The sequence below is a fragment of the uncultured Roseibium sp. genome (assembly GCF_947494555.1).
Taxonomy (GTDB): Bacteria; Pseudomonadota; Alphaproteobacteria; order Rhizobiales; family Stappiaceae; genus Roseibium.
On sequence record NZ_CANLVF010000009.1, the window covers coordinates 55,186 to 72,190 of the forward strand.

Annotated in this window: 12 protein-coding genes; 9 read left to right on the plus strand and 3 right to left on the minus strand. The window is 56.4% G+C overall.

Features of this window, described 5'->3' with window-relative positions; translation table 11 throughout:
* Positions 1-52: 52 nt before the first annotated feature.
* Together Q0915_RS30195 and Q0915_RS30200 are read right to left on the minus strand one after the other, a co-directional pair.
* The gene (locus tag Q0915_RS30195) at positions 53-916 is read right to left on the minus strand and encodes a hypothetical protein (protein WP_299484055.1); all 864 of its coding nucleotides are present in this window, start codon (positions 914-916) and stop codon (positions 53-55) included.
* Positions 913-2,493, minus strand: a complete 1,581-nt coding sequence (locus tag Q0915_RS30200) for an acyl-CoA synthetase (protein ID WP_299484056.1) — start codon at positions 2,491-2,493, stop codon at positions 913-915. Before Q0915_RS30200 ends, Q0915_RS30195 begins: the two co-directional genes overlap by 4 nt.
* A 154-nt stretch (positions 2,494-2,647) precedes the next feature.
* Between Q0915_RS30200 and Q0915_RS30205 the strand changes: the two genes are divergently transcribed.
* Positions 2,648-3,457: an alpha/beta hydrolase gene (locus Q0915_RS30205; protein ID WP_299484057.1), complete on the plus strand. Its 810-nt coding sequence runs from the start codon at positions 2,648-2,650 to the stop codon at positions 3,455-3,457.
* Positions 3,458-3,479: 22 nt separating this feature from the next.
* Here the strand turns inward: Q0915_RS30205 and Q0915_RS30210 are convergent, their stop codons facing one another.
* Positions 3,480-4,208, minus strand: a complete 729-nt coding sequence (locus Q0915_RS30210; protein WP_299484058.1) for an FCD domain-containing protein — start codon at positions 4,206-4,208, stop codon at positions 3,480-3,482.
* A 562-nt stretch (positions 4,209-4,770) separates the two neighbouring features.
* Here Q0915_RS30210 and Q0915_RS30215 point away from each other — a divergent pair.
* The 8 genes from Q0915_RS30215 (at position 4,771) to Q0915_RS30250 (ending at position 16,990) form a co-directional block, all read left to right on the plus strand.
* Positions 4,771-6,369 carry a HAMP domain-containing sensor histidine kinase gene (locus tag Q0915_RS30215; protein WP_299484059.1) on the plus strand — a complete coding sequence of 533 codons (1,599 nt, stop codon included), beginning with the start codon at positions 4,771-4,773 and terminating at the stop codon, positions 6,367-6,369.
* A gap of 7 nt (positions 6,370-6,376) precedes the next feature.
* The gene (locus Q0915_RS30220; protein ID WP_299484060.1) at positions 6,377-8,614 is read left to right on the plus strand and encodes an EAL domain-containing protein; all 2,238 of its coding nucleotides are present in this window, start codon (positions 6,377-6,379) and stop codon (positions 8,612-8,614) included.
* 228 nt (positions 8,615-8,842) lie between these two features.
* Positions 8,843-9,607, plus strand: a complete 765-nt coding sequence (locus tag Q0915_RS30225; protein ID WP_299484061.1) for a carbon monoxide dehydrogenase subunit G — start codon at positions 8,843-8,845, stop codon at positions 9,605-9,607.
* 125 nt (positions 9,608-9,732) lie between these two features.
* Entirely contained in the window at positions 9,733-10,224 is a 492-nt protein-coding gene (locus tag Q0915_RS30230; protein ID WP_299483646.1) for a (2Fe-2S)-binding protein, read from the plus strand.
* A gap of 135 nt (positions 10,225-10,359) precedes the next feature.
* A complete protein-coding gene (locus Q0915_RS30235; protein ID WP_299483645.1) occupies positions 10,360-12,720 on the plus strand; it encodes a xanthine dehydrogenase family protein molybdopterin-binding subunit in 2,361 nt (786 codons plus the stop codon).
* 74 nt (positions 12,721-12,794) lie between these two features.
* Complete coding sequence (locus Q0915_RS30240) at positions 12,795-13,595, plus strand: xanthine dehydrogenase family protein subunit M (protein ID WP_299484062.1); 801 nt, start codon at positions 12,795-12,797, stop codon at positions 13,593-13,595.
* Between the two features lie 321 nt (positions 13,596-13,916).
* Complete coding sequence (locus tag Q0915_RS30245; protein WP_299484063.1) at positions 13,917-15,665, plus strand: type I secretion system permease/ATPase; 1,749 nt, start codon at positions 13,917-13,919, stop codon at positions 15,663-15,665.
* Positions 15,662-16,990 carry an HlyD family type I secretion periplasmic adaptor subunit gene (locus tag Q0915_RS30250; RefSeq protein WP_299484064.1) on the plus strand — a complete coding sequence of 443 codons (1,329 nt, stop codon included), beginning with the start codon at positions 15,662-15,664 and terminating at the stop codon, positions 16,988-16,990. Before Q0915_RS30245 ends, Q0915_RS30250 begins: the two co-directional genes overlap by 4 nt.
* Positions 16,991-17,005: the final 15 nt, after the last annotated feature.

Here is a 17,005-nt window from a genome sequence, read left to right on the forward strand (position 1 = left end):
CTGTTCTCTATGAGAGTCAGGTAGTCCCGAAATCCGCTGAAATTTGCGGGAATTAGCTGGTTGACACGAGAAGCAGTTCGCAAGTGACGAGGGTCGGCGCTCCACCTTCAAGGACGTATCCACTGTGGAGGCCTCCATCAAGATCGACGCACCGAATCGGTATCTTCACGTCCCCGTCGCGCCGGCCCACCGCTCCAGGTTGGAGAAGGATCTCGGAAATCAGGCCTGTCATGGGTTTGCCATCGATGAAAGCCGCTCCTGCTAGACTGCCGAGACCGAGCACTTCATATGTTTCGGTATCAAGCTGCTTTGCCAGATCGGCTATGCTTGCAGTCAGATCCTCAAATGGCGCCAATGTTGTGATCAGAGCATTCGCGGTATCCGTCTTAGCGCCGGTATTCTGTACAGTCCTATACAGAGTGAATTCCGTCTCCGGATCTTCTTTAGCTACAAAGGACGCACTGCTTAGCCCCCAGCCGGTGATCCTGCTTGTATCCTCCGCAACCAGGGTATGCGGCAGCAGGTGACCGAGATGGTTGGCATTGTTGTGAGGCCAGTATGCATGAGCATGGGTGAACCAGCGACCGTCTCGCCAGCCAAGTATCGCAACGCCTTCTCGTATGGTTGCAGATCTGCAATTTTGAGTGTCGCTGTACCATGCAACATGCCGGTCATCGATCGCGCAGTCCGGCATCACATACTCAAAGGACTTGAGTTTCACGCCCGACAAATCCAACACCGCCGAAGAAAAGTTTTCGCGTTCAGCCCATTCTCCTAATTTGTCGAGCAACGGTTCCCCGGCTGGAATTTGCAGATCGATCCGCTTTGCACTGCAAAGCGCGAAGGGCCGTCTGGTGCTGTTCACCGGCCCTGGATGCCTGATCTGAGCAAGGTTGGTTGGTGGGGGCCGTCTCATAGTAAGCCTTCTTCGGCGAGAAACTCACGCACGAGCTTTTTGGTGATCTTGCCGTAGGCACTTGTCGGCATCGTTTCAATGAATAGGTATTTGGCCGGCATCTTGTAGCGGGCAATCTTTCCGGCGAGATAGTTCGTCAGCTCCTCTGCCAAGTCGCGATTTTCACCTGCCGCAACACAAACTGCCAGTCCGATTTCTCCCCATTGCGGGTCCGGGATTCCAAGTATGGCCACCTCAGAAATACCTGGGTGCGTCAGAAGAACTTCTTCGATTTCCTTCGGATACACGTTCGAGCCACCGGAGATGTACATGTCGGAAGCGCGCCCGGTCAGATAGAGATAGCGTTTCTCGTCAAGGTGTCCGATATCTCCCGTGCGGAACCAGCCGTTTCGAAACGATGCTTCGTTCGCTGCAACGTCTTCAAGATAACCGGCGCAGACCGCTGGTCCGATCACGCACACTTCACCGGTCTCGCCTGGCGGTAGCATGTTGCCTTCGTCATCCTGGATGCTGACCTCGATTCCCGTGCGTTCTGTACCGCATGTCCCGATCCTGGTTTCGGGGCCATCTTCCAGAAAATGATCCTGCGGGCGCAGGACGGTAATGTTTCCGGTGACTTCGCCCAAGCCGTAGTACTGAACCAGAACGTGTCCGAGCTTTTCAAGCGCGTGTTTCTGGTCTTCCCGATACATCGGCGCTCCAGCATAAATCACGTGCCGGAGGCTTGAATGATCGTATCGGTCGACCGATGGATCCTCGACCAGCCGCTTCACGATTGTTGGAACCGTAAACATGTTGCTGACACGGTGCTTTTCGATCAGCTCAAATGCGACTGCGGGATTGAAACCACCCCTTGGAATCAAAACATGCGTTGTTCCCAAAGGAAGCTGGGCGATCTGTTGCAGGCCCGCGCCATGGGATAGGGGAGCGATCACGAGCGAGGCGTCCTGTTCGCTCGTGCCGGGAATGAGATCTGCCAGGTAATTGACGGTCACAAAGCCGATCTGGCCATGCGTGAGAACAACTGCCTTGGGTTTGCCTGTCGAGCCGGACGTGAAGAAAAGCCAGCAGGGATCGTTGTAGTCGACTGCTTCATCGGCAAACGGTTCACCGAGGTGTTCAGAAATGAGGTCTTCGTACGATGCACCGAATGTGCTGGTTCCAATGCTGATTGTACCGGCGAGATCAGGGATTTCGGCATGCACGGCGTTCGCCTGATCCTCAAAGTCCGCATCGCACACGAAGATCTTCGCTCCGGCCTTGCGCGCAGCAAATGCGGTTTCACCCGGTGCCTGACGAAAATTGCAGGGTACCCAGACCGCACCGAGGCGAAAGGCTGCGAGCATGGTTTCGCACATCTGATTGGAGTTTTGCGCCTGAACCAGAATACTGTCGCCTTTTGCAATGCCGAATTTGCGCTCGAGGACATGGCAGAGTGCGCTCACTCTTTGATCGAGATCATCCCAGGTCCAGGTCCTGTCTTCCCAGACGATCGAGGAATGCGCCGGCCAACGCCGGGCATTCTTCGTCAGGTAGTGCGCCAGGTTGGGAACTCGATTCGAACAGCGCTCAATCATTTGACGACCAAATCCTCTTCCTCGTATGTCTTCGAAGGACGTTAGGCCCGTCTTGCGTCTTTTGACAAGCCGCTGCACATGCGGTGCTTGCCGTCATAGCTGCGTGCCGATCAACTATGGCCATCCATCCACCGCAAGGGCAGGGAACATTGCGATGAATGAAACGAACATCACGGACTGGGACGATGCCTTCGCCAATGCCGCCCACATTCCGGGAGCGGAGACCTACCCGCCCAGATGGGCATCTGATGCTGAAAAATTCAGAGCGTCATGGGTTGAGAAGGAAATAGATATCTCTTACGGGAGCTCTGCGCGGCAATGCCTCGATTTGTTTTTTCCCAAGCGGGCTTCCAAGGGGTTGGTAGTATTCGTGCATGGCGGCTACTGGCTGCGCTTTGACAAGAGTTTTTGGTCGCACTTTGCGCAAGGCGCCCTGGATCGCGACTGGACGGTCTGCCTGCCCAGCTATGATCTGTCTCCTGATGTGGAAATCGCGCAAATAACCCGTCAGATCGGATTGGCAATTCAGTTTGCGGCAAATCGAGTGGACGGGCCGATCCGGTTGTCAGGGCACTCTGCAGGCGGGCACCTTGTAACACGCATGGTCTGCAAGGACGCGCCGATCGAAAAGAGTGTCCTTGATCGCGTGAAGGCTGTCCTTTCCATCAGTGGCCTCCATGACCTTCGGCCCCTTCGCAACACAAGCATGAACGCGTCTTTCGCATTGTCGGAGGACCTGGCGATCGCCGAGAGTTCAGCACTGACGCAGCCGGCAATTGATTGCGCCGTCACCGCCTGGGTCGGCGGGCAAGAACGGCCAGAGTTTATCCGGCAGTCGAAACTCTTGTCACAGGCCTGGCCAAACGCACGATTTCAGGAGGAGCCAGGCAAGCATCATTTTGACGTCATTGACGGATTGCTGGACGCAGAAAGCGAATTGACCGATACGCTCGTGTCGCAGTGACCGCTTTAAGGAACGGGATATTTCAGGCGTTTGCTGTGATCCGGTCCGCAATTTCCTGGTTCAGCTGAAGCATCTTCTGCATATTTTTGCGTGCTTGCTCAGGCTCACCCGACAGGATTGCAGTCGCAACACTGATGTGGTTCTGGCGCGAGAGCTTTTCTTCCGGAATCCGGTCCTTGCCGGCTCTGTAGGAAGACAACAGCACGGCGTGAATGAGGTTCTGAAAATGGGCAAGCATCAGATTTCCGCTCGCTTGAAGAATGGTGGCGTGGAAGGCGTAGTCGGCGCCAATCATTGCTTCCAGTCCGTGGTCTGAATGAACGCCTTGCGCCGCAATCAGGATTGTTTCTTTCTGAATTTGAGTGCCATTGAGTGCTGCAAGCGCGGCTGCTTCCGGTTCGAAGATCGCCCGCAATTGCGTTGCCTCTGCGTAAATCCGCGCTGTCATCGGACATTCGGGTGTGTGCCACCTGATAACGTCCGGGTCCAGGAGGTTCCAGTCGTCAAATGAACAGACTTTCGACCCGTATCGGCGTGCGGTTCTGACAAGGCCTTTGCCGCACAGGACTTTGATTGCCTCCCGGATCACTGTTCTGGAAACCCCAAGCGAACTGACCAGTTCATCTTCTTTGGGAAGAGTTTCACCAATCGGATAGTATCCAAGTGTAATTCGCCGACCCAAGTGTTCCACTGTGTCTTTGACGGCTCCAGTTGGCAGAGATGTCAGCACTCTGTCCGGCAATTTAAACAATGAATGCCCTCCTTCAGTCTTCCCGGCACCATCCTAGAGTAAAGTATTTATCATATTTTTCAGGACCCAAAATAACGGATATTTCATCAGGTCTGTACGTAAGATTGCGTAAAACAGATCGTCCTGCCTTGTGCCAAAATGAATGGGCTAATTTTATTATCTCCTTGGAGCAGATTAACTTTGAAAAATCATTGGAGGTCAATTTTACGGTAATCCACAAGTAGCCCGAAAGCGAATGGGTGCAATTAGCCAGGCAAGAACCTTATGAGTTGATCGAACGAAGAAAGGCGAAAGGAAAATTCAGGAGAGACTGTTTCAATTAACAATTGATTTTTATGGAAAATTTAGAAAGCCTAAGCAGTATGCATGTTAATGTGCAGGCGCGGTCCAGGTGGACCAAAAGACTTTATTGAATACACGGCACCAACAACATGTAATATCCGGTTGATGCAAATCTGGTGACAGCGAAAAACGTCGCGGGTGTGTTTCTCAAGAAAACGTTCCAGGTCGCAACTGCAGCGAAATTCGGAGAAACGATCTCCACAGGTCAGAGGTGAATGTCTTGAGTGTTAGCGGCAGTGCGTCGTTGCCATATGCTCCCAAGGAGATGGGCCGTGTCAGCCTGTCACGAACGTTCATACTCTATACACTCGGCCTTTTTGCCCTTCTCGGCATCGTTTTCATCGCAATTTTGACGAAAATCACGTGGGACGCTTCGCACGAGCGCGCGATCCGGGTCACCGAAGCGTTTTTTCAAGCAACCAAGCGTCCCTTTGAAAGAGCGATCTGGACCGTGAACGCAGATGCAACGCTTCAGTTGATCAGGGGATTGGAAAGTCTGGAGGTGGTTGAACGGGTCTGGGTTGAAACTCCGGACACCGGCGATTTCGGCGATCCGGTCGATGGGCCCCGCCGCGGTGAAGCGCTGAGCTACACGCTTAACTCACCAAGCACGATCCTCCACAAAGATGCGATCGGGCAGGTTTTCATCCTGATTGACCGGAATACGATATCGCATGAAATCGTCTTGACGGTCGGCTATATCGTGGCGGCGATTATCGTTTACCTTCTCCTATTGGCTTTGGTCATTCGAGCGGTCTTTCGGCGTCTGATCGGTCACCCGCTGTCGGCAATCGTCGACTACCTTTCAACGCCACGTCTCATCGAGAACCCACCCGAAGCGCGGATCATGCCGGAACGCGCGGACGAAATAGGAATTCTTGCCGAAAGCCTGCAGTCGATGGTTCGCAGGCGCCACCTGGACTTGAAAAAGATCCAGGAATATCAGACCAACCTCGAAGATCTCGTCGCACATCGAACCGAACAGCTTAAACTTGTACAGGAAGAGCTGATCCAGGCCGACAATCTTGCTGCGCTTGGAGCGCTCGTTGCCGGCGTGTCGCATGAATTGAACACGCCGCTCGGAAACGCGCTTGTGGCAGCCACAACCATCACAGATTCCACCGAGTTTCTCAAAACCGAACTTGAGCAGGAACGCCTCAGCAAGGATATGCTGGAAAACGAAGTCGAGCGGATAAAGGATACCGCCCGTATCATTGAAAAAACGCTTGGACGTGCGCGCGAACTTGTCGGCAACTTCAGGCAAGTGGCGGTTGACCGGCAGAGCGAAAAAATGCGGTCGTTCAATTTCGACCATATTATCAGAGAAACCCTGGCGACCCTGCAGCCGACACTCAAGAAAACGTCATTCGATCTGGAACTGAACCTCAACGCAGACACGGTGATGGAGAGCTACCCGGGTGCTGTCAGTCAGTTGGTTTCCAACCTGGTTGAAAATGCGATGAAACATGGCTACGAAGGCCAGAGTAACGGCAGAATCAAGCTCTGTTCAAAGGTTCTGCCGATGAGCGGCGGCAACGCCGAAGCAAGTGGAAAAAAGATAGTTCTTTCCTGCAAAGACTTTGGTGTGGGCATTCCGGAAAAAAATCTCAAGAAGGTTTTCGAGCCGTTTTTCACGACCAAGTTCGGCAAAGGCGGGTCAGGGCTCGGAATGGCCATTTGCTATCAACTTGTCACGGAAGCACTCGACGGAACGATCTCGGTTTCGTCAAAGGTCGGCTCCGGCACAGAATTCACGATAGAAGTACCCATCAAAGCACCTCGCGTCGACACGAACGCGGCAAGAAAGAAAGTACACTGAAATGGTGATGGATTTTCTTGCGCCGCCCGAGCCGGAAGGAAAAGGGGACACGCAGGCGCCTTGGAAGATTCTCATTGTGGACGACGACCCCGACGTTCACGAAGTCACCAAAATCGCTGTGGCGGGATGTTCCTTCGAAGACCGTCCGTTCGCTCTGCTTCACGCTCTTTCCGCTGAAGAAGCGCGGCAGCTGCTTCGTGAGCATGAGGATATTGCGGTTGCACTGATCGACGTTGTCATGGAAAGCGATACGGCAGGACTTGCCCTTGTCAGCTGGATCCGCTCCGATCTTGGCAATACCTTCACGCGTCTGGTTCTGAGGACGGGCCAGCCCGGCTATGCCCCACAGACAGACGTCATCATGAAATTCGATATCGATGGCTACGCGGAAAAGGCTGAACTTTCGCGAACCAAATTGATCACAGCGATCGTTACAGCGCTTCGCGGATACAAGCTGGTCCTGTCGCTCGAAGCCAACCGGCAAAAACTCAAACAATTGAATGGTCAGTTTGCCGCTATCGTTGAAAAGAACGCGTTGAGCGAATTTGCATCGGCGGTTCTGACGCATCTTTCCGATCTTGTTGGTGAGCCTATCGATGGATTGCTATGCGGCATGGAAGCCTTGCCGGAATATGGCAATGAGGACATTTCGCGTGTACGCGTCCTGGCTTCCTCTGGTGCCTTTGAGGACAAAGTGGACCTGCCACTCGATGTGGTGGGTGAGGATCTCGTCCGAAAGGCAATTTCAGAATGTATCGGCAGCAAGTCACCATTCTCGACGCCGCAGGGCGTCGCGTTGCCGCTTGTGACAAGAAACGGGATGGCGGGTGCGATTTATGTCGGACTGCCCATGGCGAAACTTGATGAGAAGGTCGGATCTGAGGTCATTCAGTTATTTGTTTCCAACGTTGCTCTTGGGTACGAAAAAACGGGGCTACTGGAACACATCCGAAACCTCGCCTATGTCGATCGCACAACTGGTCTGTCCACGTTTTCGGGGTTTCTGGAAACGTTTCAACGGCATGCAGGCGAAGGGCGGCCACTGCTGGTTGTTCATTCCGATATTCAGCGATTTCGCGTCATCGTCGACGGGATCGGCGATGAAAGGGCGGGCGCGGTTCTGAAGCGGACCGGACACCGCCTCTCACAAACATTTCCCGATGCGCTGACGATTGCACGCAAAGAGAAAGATGAGTTCTTGATCCTGCTGAAAGGTGGCGTGGAGAACAAGGTCCAGGATGTCGTTGCGCGGGTGGAGGAAGCATTCCAGGACCCCATTGCGCTTGGTGAAAACCAGATCACGCTCAGGCTGCGGCTTGGATTTGCCACGGCTGAAAGCGTTGGCAGAGGTGCAGAGGAAACTGTCCGCTTCGCTTCTATTGCGCTGAATGACGTCAGGCAGAAAGGCCTGACAAATCACGCGATCTTCCACCCGCTTATGCAGGAAGCGGCCCTGGAGAGGCTGCGTCTTGCTTCGCTTCTGACGGGCAAGAACAACCAGACCGAATTCTCGCTGAACTATCAGCCGATCATGCAGGCCGTCGATGAGAGTATTGCCTCCTTTGAGGCGTTGATGCGGTTCCGCACACCCTCCGGAAGCTTCCTGAACACCGCACGCATGATCGAGGCGGCCGAGGCGAGTGGTCTTATTACCGAAATCGGCGCCTGGATGTTCAAGGCAGCCTTTGCGGAATTCAACACGTTTGAAGGGCTTTCAAACCGGATCCGTCTCAACGTCAATCTGTCGCCCAGACAGGTTCAGGCAAATAGGATCTACAAGGACATAGAAGATGCGGCGTCGGCTGCGGACCTGTCACTGGACCGGTTGGTCTTCGAAGTGACCGAAGGGCTCTTTGTTTCCAATGATCAGGTGACCATGTCTTTGCTGACCTGGCTCCGCAACAAGGGTGCAAAGGTCGTCATCGACGACTTTGGAACGGGCTATTCCTCGTTCAGCTATCTTCGCAAACTCCCTGTAGATGGTATCAAGATCGACCGCAGTTTCATCATGAACATGGAACAGGACCCCGACGCCCTGGCGGTGGTCAAGTCGATCATTGCTGTTGCACAGGCACTTGATCTCAGTATTACGGCAGAGGGCGTGGAAACGGTTGATCAGCGCAAACTGATGCAGGAACTGCAGTGCAATTATCTGCAAGGCTATCTGTACGCCAAGCCGCTTCCCGCTCCGGAACTCGGATCCTTTATCAGCCGTGGTGGCGATCCAGATCCCGCGCTTCTCTGAGTTTCCATTGGTCTGATTTCGCTGATAAATGCCGAGGAAACGTTCAGCTTCCGCTGCCCGCTGCCTAGCGAGACGGTCTTTTCTTTCCCTCTCCTGAGATAAGTTATTGAACTTTGTGGCGAAGCAGGCTCTCATAACGTGAATGCCCGCCGACGGGAGTGTCTCATGTAGTCCCGAACGGCGGCCATTCACGCGACTTTTTTTAAGTGCGCTCTGAGGGAGAGAAATATGGACATGAACGGCTCCCGCCGGATTCCGGCAAAAAGAGAAGCCGTCTGGGAGGCTCTTAACAATCCGGACATTCTCAAGGCTTGTATTCCCGGCTGTGAAAGTCTGGAAAAGACCTCCGACACCGAGATGAACGCACAGGTGACCACGAAGATCGGACCGGTCAAGGCGAAGTTCAAAGGTGCTGTCACACTTGAAAACATCAACCCTCCGGAGAGTTATACGATCGCCGGAGAGGGCAAGGGTGGCGTGGCCGGGTTTGCCAAGGGATCTGCTGATGTCAAATTGGAAGAAGACGGCGATGAAACAGTTCTGACCTATGAGGCGAAGGCCCAGGTTGGTGGCAAACTTGCGCAATTGGGCAGCCGGCTGGTCGATTCCACGGCCAAGAAGATGGCCGAAGAGTTTTTCGGCAAATTTACGGAGCTGGTTGGCGAAGGTCAGAAACCGCAAGAAGTCACAGCACCGGCTGCGGAGGCAGCATCCGAAGGGTCAACAGCCGAATCCGTATCTGCCGCAGCAGAGCCGGTCGAAAATCAGTTGGATCCGGGTGTGGCTGAGGAAGCCAAGCGAATTGCCATTGAGGAAACACCCGGCGAAGTCATTCATGCAATCGAGGAAGCAGAGCACGCGGTTGAAGAAACGCTGCAAAAGGCGGAAGAGAATCTCGAAGTCGCCGCAGGGCGAAACGCCTTTGGCGGTCCTATGGTCTGGGGTCTTGCGCTTCTTGCCGTCCTCATTCTTGTGCTTGCTCTAGCGAGTTGACCCGCGCGGGACAGATTTGGTTTGATAAACTCAACACAACGAATTCAGGGTTCAACCTGACAAAGATAAGCGGCAGCCGGAACACCCGGGCACGTTCGCTGAGCATTCACGAGGGAGATTGATTTATGACGAAGGTATCGTTGGTTTTGAACGGGAAGTCTGTGACGTGTGATGTTGAGGACCGGACGTTGCTTGTTTCTCTGATCCGTGATGTTCGCGGACTGACGGGGACGCATGTTGGTTGTGACACGTCGCAATGCGGAGCGTGTGTTGTTCATGTTGACGGGAAGGCGGTTAAGGCCTGTACGATGTTGGCGGCACAGGCGGCGGGGTCTGATGTTGTGACGCTTGAGGGGATCGGGTCGGCGGATGCGCTTCATCCTGTTCAGGCGGCGTTCCGGGAGCATCACGGTCTTCAGTGCGGGTTCTGCACGCCCGGGATGATCATGAGCGCGGTTGATATGATCAACCGTCATGGTGCGGGCAATCTGGACGAGGCGACGATCCGGGACGAGCTTGAGGGCAACATCTGCCGGTGCACGGGCTATCACAACATCGTCAAGGCGATCAAGGCGGCGTCGGACCAGATGGCTGGGATGGCTGAGGCGGCTGAATAGGGCCGTTGGTTTGAGATTTGAGCGCTGTGTTTGCAGCGCGTTTTGACGATTGGGTCCAGGGTCCGTTCAGCGTCTTGAGGAGAAGGCGCGGCGAGGTGTCAGTGGGATCCGGATCAGGTTTTTGGGAGAGAGAGAATGGCAATTGAGGGGATTGGCGCGCGGGCGCTGCGCAAGGAGGACAAGCGGTTCATCACGGGCAAGGGCCAGTATACGGACGACATGGTTCTGCCGGGGATGGGCCACGCGGCCTTTGTGCGCTCTCCGCATGCGCATGCGAAGGTGACCGGAATTGATGCGAGTGCGGCGCTTGCGATGCCGGGTGTCGATGCGGTCCTGACGGGGGATCAGCTGATCGGCGACGGGATCGGCAACCTGATCTGCGGCTGGATGATCCACTCCAAGGACGGGTCTCCGATGAAGATGGGGGGCTGGCGGGCGCTTGAGCCTGAGGTTGTGCGCCATGTGGGGCAGGCGGTTGCCGTTGTTGTGGCCGATACGGCTGCTGAGGCGCGCGATGCGGCCGATGCGGTTGTTGTCGACTACGAGGAGCTTCCGGCTGTGGTCGATCCTGTTGCCGCGCTTGAGCCCGGGGCTCCGCAGATCCACCCTGAGGCGGAAGGCAACCTGATCTACGACTGGGAGATCGGGGATGCGGCAGCGGTTGATGCGGCTTTTGCGGGCGCAGCGCATGTGACGAAGATGGAGATCCGCAACAACCGTCTGGTTCCGAACCCGATGGAGCCGCGGGCAGCGCTTGCAAGCTACAATGACGCGGAAGAGCATCACACGCTCTATACGACCTCGCAGAACCCGCATGTGGCACGCCTTGTCCTGTCGGCCTTCTATAATGTTGCCCCTGAGCACAAGCTCCGGGTGATCGCACCGGATGTGGGCGGCGGCTTCGGCTCGAAGATCTACATCTATCCGGAAGAGATGGTGTGCCTTTGGGCGTCGAAGCGCGTGGGCCGTCCGGTGAAGTGGGTGTCGGACCGCACTGAGGCGTTCCTGACGGATGCCCATGGCCGCGATCATGTGTCGGAAGCAGAGCTGGCGCTGGATGCGGACAACAGGATTATCGGTCTCCGGGTGAAGACGATCGCCAATCTGGGCGCCTACATGTCGCTGTTCTCGTCGGCGGTGCCGACCTATCTTTATGCAACGCTTTTGTCGGGCCAGTACAACATCCCGGCGATCCACGCGAATGTGAAGACGGTCTATACCAACACGACGGCGGTGGATGCGTACCGGGGGGCGGGGCGTCCGGAGGCGACCTATCTTCTGGAGCGGATCATGGAGACGGCGGCACGGGAGGTGGGTCTTTCGCCTGCGGACTTCCGGCGCAAGAACTTCGTGCGTGAGTTCCCGCACCAGACGCCTGTGATCATGTGCTACGACGCGGGCGACTATGACGCGACGCTGGATGCGGCGCTGTCGGCAGCTGATTATGCGGGCTTTGCGGCGCGCAAGGCGGAGGCGGCCTCGCGCGGCAAGCTGCGGGGCATCGGCATCTCCTGCTATATCGAGGCGTGCGGCATTGCGCCGTCAGCGGCGGTCGGCTCGCTCGGGGCCGGTGTCGGCTTGTGGGAATCTGCCGAGGTCCGGGTGAACCCGGTGGGGACGGTCGAGGTCCTGACGGGCTCGCACAGCCATGGCCAGGGTCATGAGACGACGTTTGCGCAGCTGATCTGCGAGCGGTTCGGTCTGGACAGCGATGCGGTGTCGATCGTTCACGGGGACACGGACAAGGTTCAGTTCGGCATGGGCACCTACGGCTCGCGCTCGGGCGCGGTCGGCATGTCGGCGATCGTGAAGGCGCTGGACAAGGTGGAAGCGAAGGCGAAGAAGATCGCGGCGCACCTGATGGAGGCCGCGGAGGGCGACATCCAGATCGAGGGCGGCGAGCTGAAGGTTGCGGGCACGGACAAGAAGCTCAGCTTCACCGAAGTGGCGCTTGCGGCCTATACGGCGCACAATCTTCCCGAAGGCATGGAGCCGGGTCTGAAGGAGGGGGCGTTCTACGACCCGTCCAACTTCACGTTCCCGGCGGGCACCTATGTGTGCGAGGTCGAGGTCGACCCGGAGACGGGCAAGACGGAGATCGTGAGCTTTGTTGCGGCCGACGACTTCGGCAAGGTGATCAACCCGATGATCGTGGAGGGCCAGGTTCATGGCGGTCTTGTCCAGGGGATCGGGCAGGCGCTTCTGGAGAATGCGGCCTATGACGAGAACGGCCAGCTTCTGACGGCGTCCTACATGGATTACACGATGCCGCGCGCCGATGATGTGCCTTCGTTCAGCCTGTCGACGCACGAGACGCTTTGCCCGGGCAATCCGCTCGGCATGAAGGGCTGCGGGGAGGCCGGTGCGATCGGGTCTCCGCCGGCTGTGATCAACGCGATCACGGATGCGGTCGGGTCGAACGAGCTTGCGATGCCGGCCACGCCCGAGCGTGTGTGGCAGTTGTGCCAGGCGCAGCTGAAGCAGGCGGCCGAATAAGGTTCGCGAGGAAAATTCTTCGGGCAGGGTCAGCCTGCCCGGTCACCGACAAAGAGATTTTGGGGAGACCCGACATGTATGAAACAACCTATCACCGCGCCGGCTCAGTTGGCGAAGCATCGGAACTTGTGTCGAAGGCTGAGGACGGCAAGATCCTTGGGGGCGGCCAGACGCTGCTGCCGACGATGAAGCAGCGTCTTGCGTCGCCGAGCGATCTTGTGGATGTGACGAAGATCGCGGAGATGAACGGCATCTGCGAGGGCGATGGCAGCCTGTCGATCGGGGCGGCAACGACCCACGCGGAGGTTGCCGCGTCCGACCTCGTGAAATCGAAGCTTCCGAGCCTTGCGGGGCTTGCAGGCGGCATCGGCGATCCGGCGGTCCGGCATATGGGCACGATCGGGGGCTCGATTGCCAACAACGATCCTGCTGCGGATTATCCGGCAGCGCTTGTGGCGCTGGGGGCGACGGTTGTGACGAGCAAGCGCTCGCTTTCCGCCGAAGACTTCTTTGTCGGCATGTTCGACACGGCGCTGGACGAGGATGAGATCGTGGTATCGGTGACGTTCCCTCTGATCGAGAAGGGGGCCTATGCGAAATACCCGAACCCGGCCTCGCGCTATGCGATGGCGGGGGTCTATGTGGCCAAACACCAGGACGGCTCGGTGCGGGTCGCGGTCACGGGGGCGGGCCACTACGGCGTCTTCCGGGTCGACGGCATGGAAGCAGCCCTTGCCGGCAACTGGTCGCCGGACGCGGTCGCTTCCATCAAGGTGGACGCAGGCTCCATGCTGCACGATATCCACGGATCCGCAGCCTATAGGGCAAACCTCGTCACCGTCATGGCCAAACGCGCCGTCAGCGCAGCTGGCTAAAAGGCCTTGCTTTATTGTCACGATGTTGAAAGCCCGGCTTGATAAAAGCCGGGTTTCTTGTATTCAAAATCCGAAAGAAGTGCTTTGCATATCAAAACAAGACAAATAAAAAACGCCAAGGCAATACGCGATGTGTGATTTACGATACGGCAAGACCGGAACGGAGATGGTAAACCCTTAATCGAATACCGGCAAACTGCGATGATCGGGATCGTGAGGACACCAAAATCGGACTGATGGACGCATAATTTCGATTAATTTGACCTTCAATGTCGGGTGGCATAATGCCGGAAGGCGATTAACGGCGGGACAGAGGTATAAATGGCTGTAGCAAATCAGCGGGCACTTAAATCCGGCAGCGGACGGGAAAATCCTGTTTCTGTTGCCTTTCGACCCATTCGCTCCGCATTCTGGGGTGTGGCGGTGGTCAGTTTTGTCATCAACATATTGATGCTGACTGGTCCGGTCTTCATGCTTCAGATCTATGACCGCGTACTTGCGAGCGGGTCAGTGCCGACGCTGGTGGTTATCGGTTCGCTGGCCATGGTACTTTACCTTTTCTACGGGATACTTGAGGGTGTGCGCGGCCGGATCCTGTCACGCCTCGGACAGCGCGTAGATGCAAGATTGTCCGGAATCGTCTACAAGGTATCGAACAGTCTACCGGTGCGGTTGGGGCGTCAGGCGTCGCGCCTTCGACCCGTTCAGGATCTCGACACGATTCGTCAGTTCCTGTCCGGTCCGGGACCTGCGGCCATTTTCGATATACCTTGGCTGCCGCTTTATCTGGGGATCGTTTTTCTCTTTCACCCGCTGCTGGGAATGGTCGGGCTGGCCGGGGCCATCATCATCTCCATTCTGATCGTGCTCAATGAATACATGTCCCGCGGGCCGACAGAAGACGCGTCCGGTCAGGCAGGACGGCGTTCTGCAGCCGTCGAGAGCGGTCAGAGGAATGCTGAAGTGGTTGCGGCCATGGGAATGCAGCCCACACTGACCGCCCGGTGGGACGCTCAGAATTCCGAATACCTGGCAACTCAGCGCCGCGCTGCTGACACCACTGGTATTTTCGGAACGACCATCAAGACAATCCGGTTCATCCTGCAGTCCGCCATTCTGGCCGTCGGCGCGTGGCTTGCCATTCAACAGGAAATCACTCCGGGCGTGATGATCGCAGCGTCGATCATGACCTCACGCGCTCTGGCGCCGATTGAACAGGCGGTTGCGCAATGGCGTGGATTCGTTGCAAGCCGGCAGGCTCTGCGACGTTTGCGTGAAGTATTGGTGGTTGTGGACGCTGAAGAAGAAAAAATGGATCTTCCGCTTCCCGACAAAGGTATTACTGTTGAACAGCTGTTCTGCGGCCCGTTCGGCGAAACCATGCCATATGTGCAGAACGTGACGCTGGAACTTCAGGCCGGTGACGGTCTTGGTGTGATCGGACCATCAGGTTCGGGCAAATCGACATTTGCCCGGGCGCTTGTGGGGGTGACGTCTCCCCTCAAAGGAGTCATCCGTTTCGACGGCGCGGAACTGTCTCAATGGGACAGCGAAAAGCGGGGCGAGTTCATCGGCTATCTGCCGCAGGACCTTCAGCTGTTCGACGGAACGATCGCCGAAAATGTTGCACGTTTTCGCGAAGATGCCGCACCGGAGAAAATCATCGAAGCTGCGAAACTGGCCGATGTGCATGACATGATTGTCGGGCTGCCGGAAGGTTATAACACCGTTATCGGCCGAAGCGGGCGGTCTCTTTCCGCCGGGCAGCGACAGCGTCTTGCCCTTGCCAGGGCGTTGTACGACAATCCGTTCCTGGTGGTTCTTGATGAACCGAATTCCAATCTAGATGCAATCGGCGAGAGTGCGCTGACCAACGCAATCAAGGCGATGCGCGAAAAAGGCTCGATCGTCATCGTGATCGCGCACCGGCCAAGCGCCATTGCGACGGTCGACAAGATCCTGTGCCTGAAAGACGGTAAGATGGCCGGCTTCGGACCCAAGGAAGAAGTTCTCAAGCAGGTTGTTCAACCGATCCAGCCTGTTCGTCAGGGAGTAGGAGCAGCCCGATGAAACTGGCACAGTCCCAAACAGGATCCACACAAGCCAATCCGGCTGACGAAGCCCTCAGCAAGACAGTCCGTAGCCATCTTTATTTCTCGCTGCTGGTCACGATTTTCGTGGTATTCGGCATCGGTGGCTGGGCAACGTTCATGGAGATATCCGGTGCGGTTGTCTCCTCTGGAACTGTTGTTGTTGAAAGCAACATCAAGCAGGTACAGCACCGTGAAGGTGGTATCGTCAAAGAGATCAAAGTGAAAGACGGCGACATTGTCGAGGCGGGCGACCTGTTGCTCAGCCTCGATGACACGGTCACGCGCGCCAACCTTTCTGTCATCACCAAACAGCTTCGGGAACTCACAGCGCAGGAACTGCGACTGGAAGCTGAACGCGACGAACTGGCAGCCATATCCTGGCCGCAGGAACGTATCGAATCGCTCGGCGATATCGAACGCGGACAGCAGTTGCTCCTGGAAGCGAGGCAAAATTCCAAGGAAGGCCGGAAAAAACAGCTGGAAGAACAGATCCGTCAGTTCAATAAACAGACCGAAGGCCTTGAGGCCCAGGTTGTCGCCAAGGAGTCCGAGATCGAGCTGATCAAAGAGGAACTGGAAGACCTCAGCGGGCTCCTCAACAAACAATTGGTTTCAAAGAGCCGGGTCTCGGCGCTGCGGCGTGAACAGGCGCGCCTGTCCGGTGAATATGGCGACCTCATTGCCCAGATTGCACGGACAAACGAAGCCATCAGCGAGCGGCAGATCCAGATCCTTCAAATCGAAGAATCCTACCGGGCTGAGGTGCTTGAACAACTACAGGAAGCGCGGTCGCGCATCGCACAGCTTGAAGAGCAGAAGATTGCGGCCGAAGACGAATTGACCCGGGTTGACATCCTTGCACCACGCAACGGCTTCGTGCATCAGCTTTCGGTTCACACGATCGGCGGTGTCATCGCACCGGGTGAGACGGTCATGCAGATCGTACCACGCGAAGACCAGCTGATTATCGAGGCGCAGGTTCAGCCCGTCGATATCGACCAGCTTGCGCCGGGCCAGGAGGCGCGTATCCGTTTTCCGAGCTTTGACCAGCGGACGACGCCGGAACTGAATGCAAAACTGCTGACGGTCTCTGCCGATCTGTCCGAGGATGAGCGCACCGGGTTGAGCTACTACACGGCGAAGCTGATTATCGATGATGCGGAACTGCAGAAACTCGGATCGCAGACACTGGTTCCTGGAATGCCGGTCGAAACCTTCCTGCAAACGGGTGACCGGACTGTCCTGAGTTATCTTGTCAAACCGGTGACCGACCAGATTGCGCACGCGATGCGGGAAAGATGAGCCATCCTGGCTCAC

Coding starts and splice junctions, on each gene's coding strand:
- Q0915_RS30200 (WP_299484056.1), bottom strand. CDS start 2,493: ATGATTGAGCGCTGTTCGAATCGAGTTCCCAACCTGGCGCACTACCTG.
- Q0915_RS30220 (WP_299484060.1), top strand. CDS start 6,377: ATGGATTTTCTTGCGCCGCCCGAGCCGGAAGGAAAAGGGGACACGCAG.
- Q0915_RS30235 (WP_299483645.1), top strand. CDS start 10,360: ATGGCAATTGAGGGGATTGGCGCGCGGGCGCTGCGCAAGGAGGACAAG.
- Q0915_RS30205 (WP_299484057.1), top strand. CDS start 2,648: ATGAATGAAACGAACATCACGGACTGGGACGATGCCTTCGCCAATGCC.
- Q0915_RS30195 (WP_299484055.1), bottom strand. CDS start 916: ATGAGACGGCCCCCACCAACCAACCTTGCTCAGATCAGGCATCCAGGG.
- Q0915_RS30240 (WP_299484062.1), top strand. CDS start 12,795: ATGTATGAAACAACCTATCACCGCGCCGGCTCAGTTGGCGAAGCATCG.
- Q0915_RS30225 (WP_299484061.1), top strand. CDS start 8,843: ATGGACATGAACGGCTCCCGCCGGATTCCGGCAAAAAGAGAAGCCGTC.
- Q0915_RS30245 (WP_299484063.1), top strand. CDS start 13,917: ATGGCTGTAGCAAATCAGCGGGCACTTAAATCCGGCAGCGGACGGGAA.
- Q0915_RS30230 (WP_299483646.1), top strand. CDS start 9,733: ATGACGAAGGTATCGTTGGTTTTGAACGGGAAGTCTGTGACGTGTGAT.
- Q0915_RS30250 (WP_299484064.1), top strand. CDS start 15,662: ATGAAACTGGCACAGTCCCAAACAGGATCCACACAAGCCAATCCGGCT.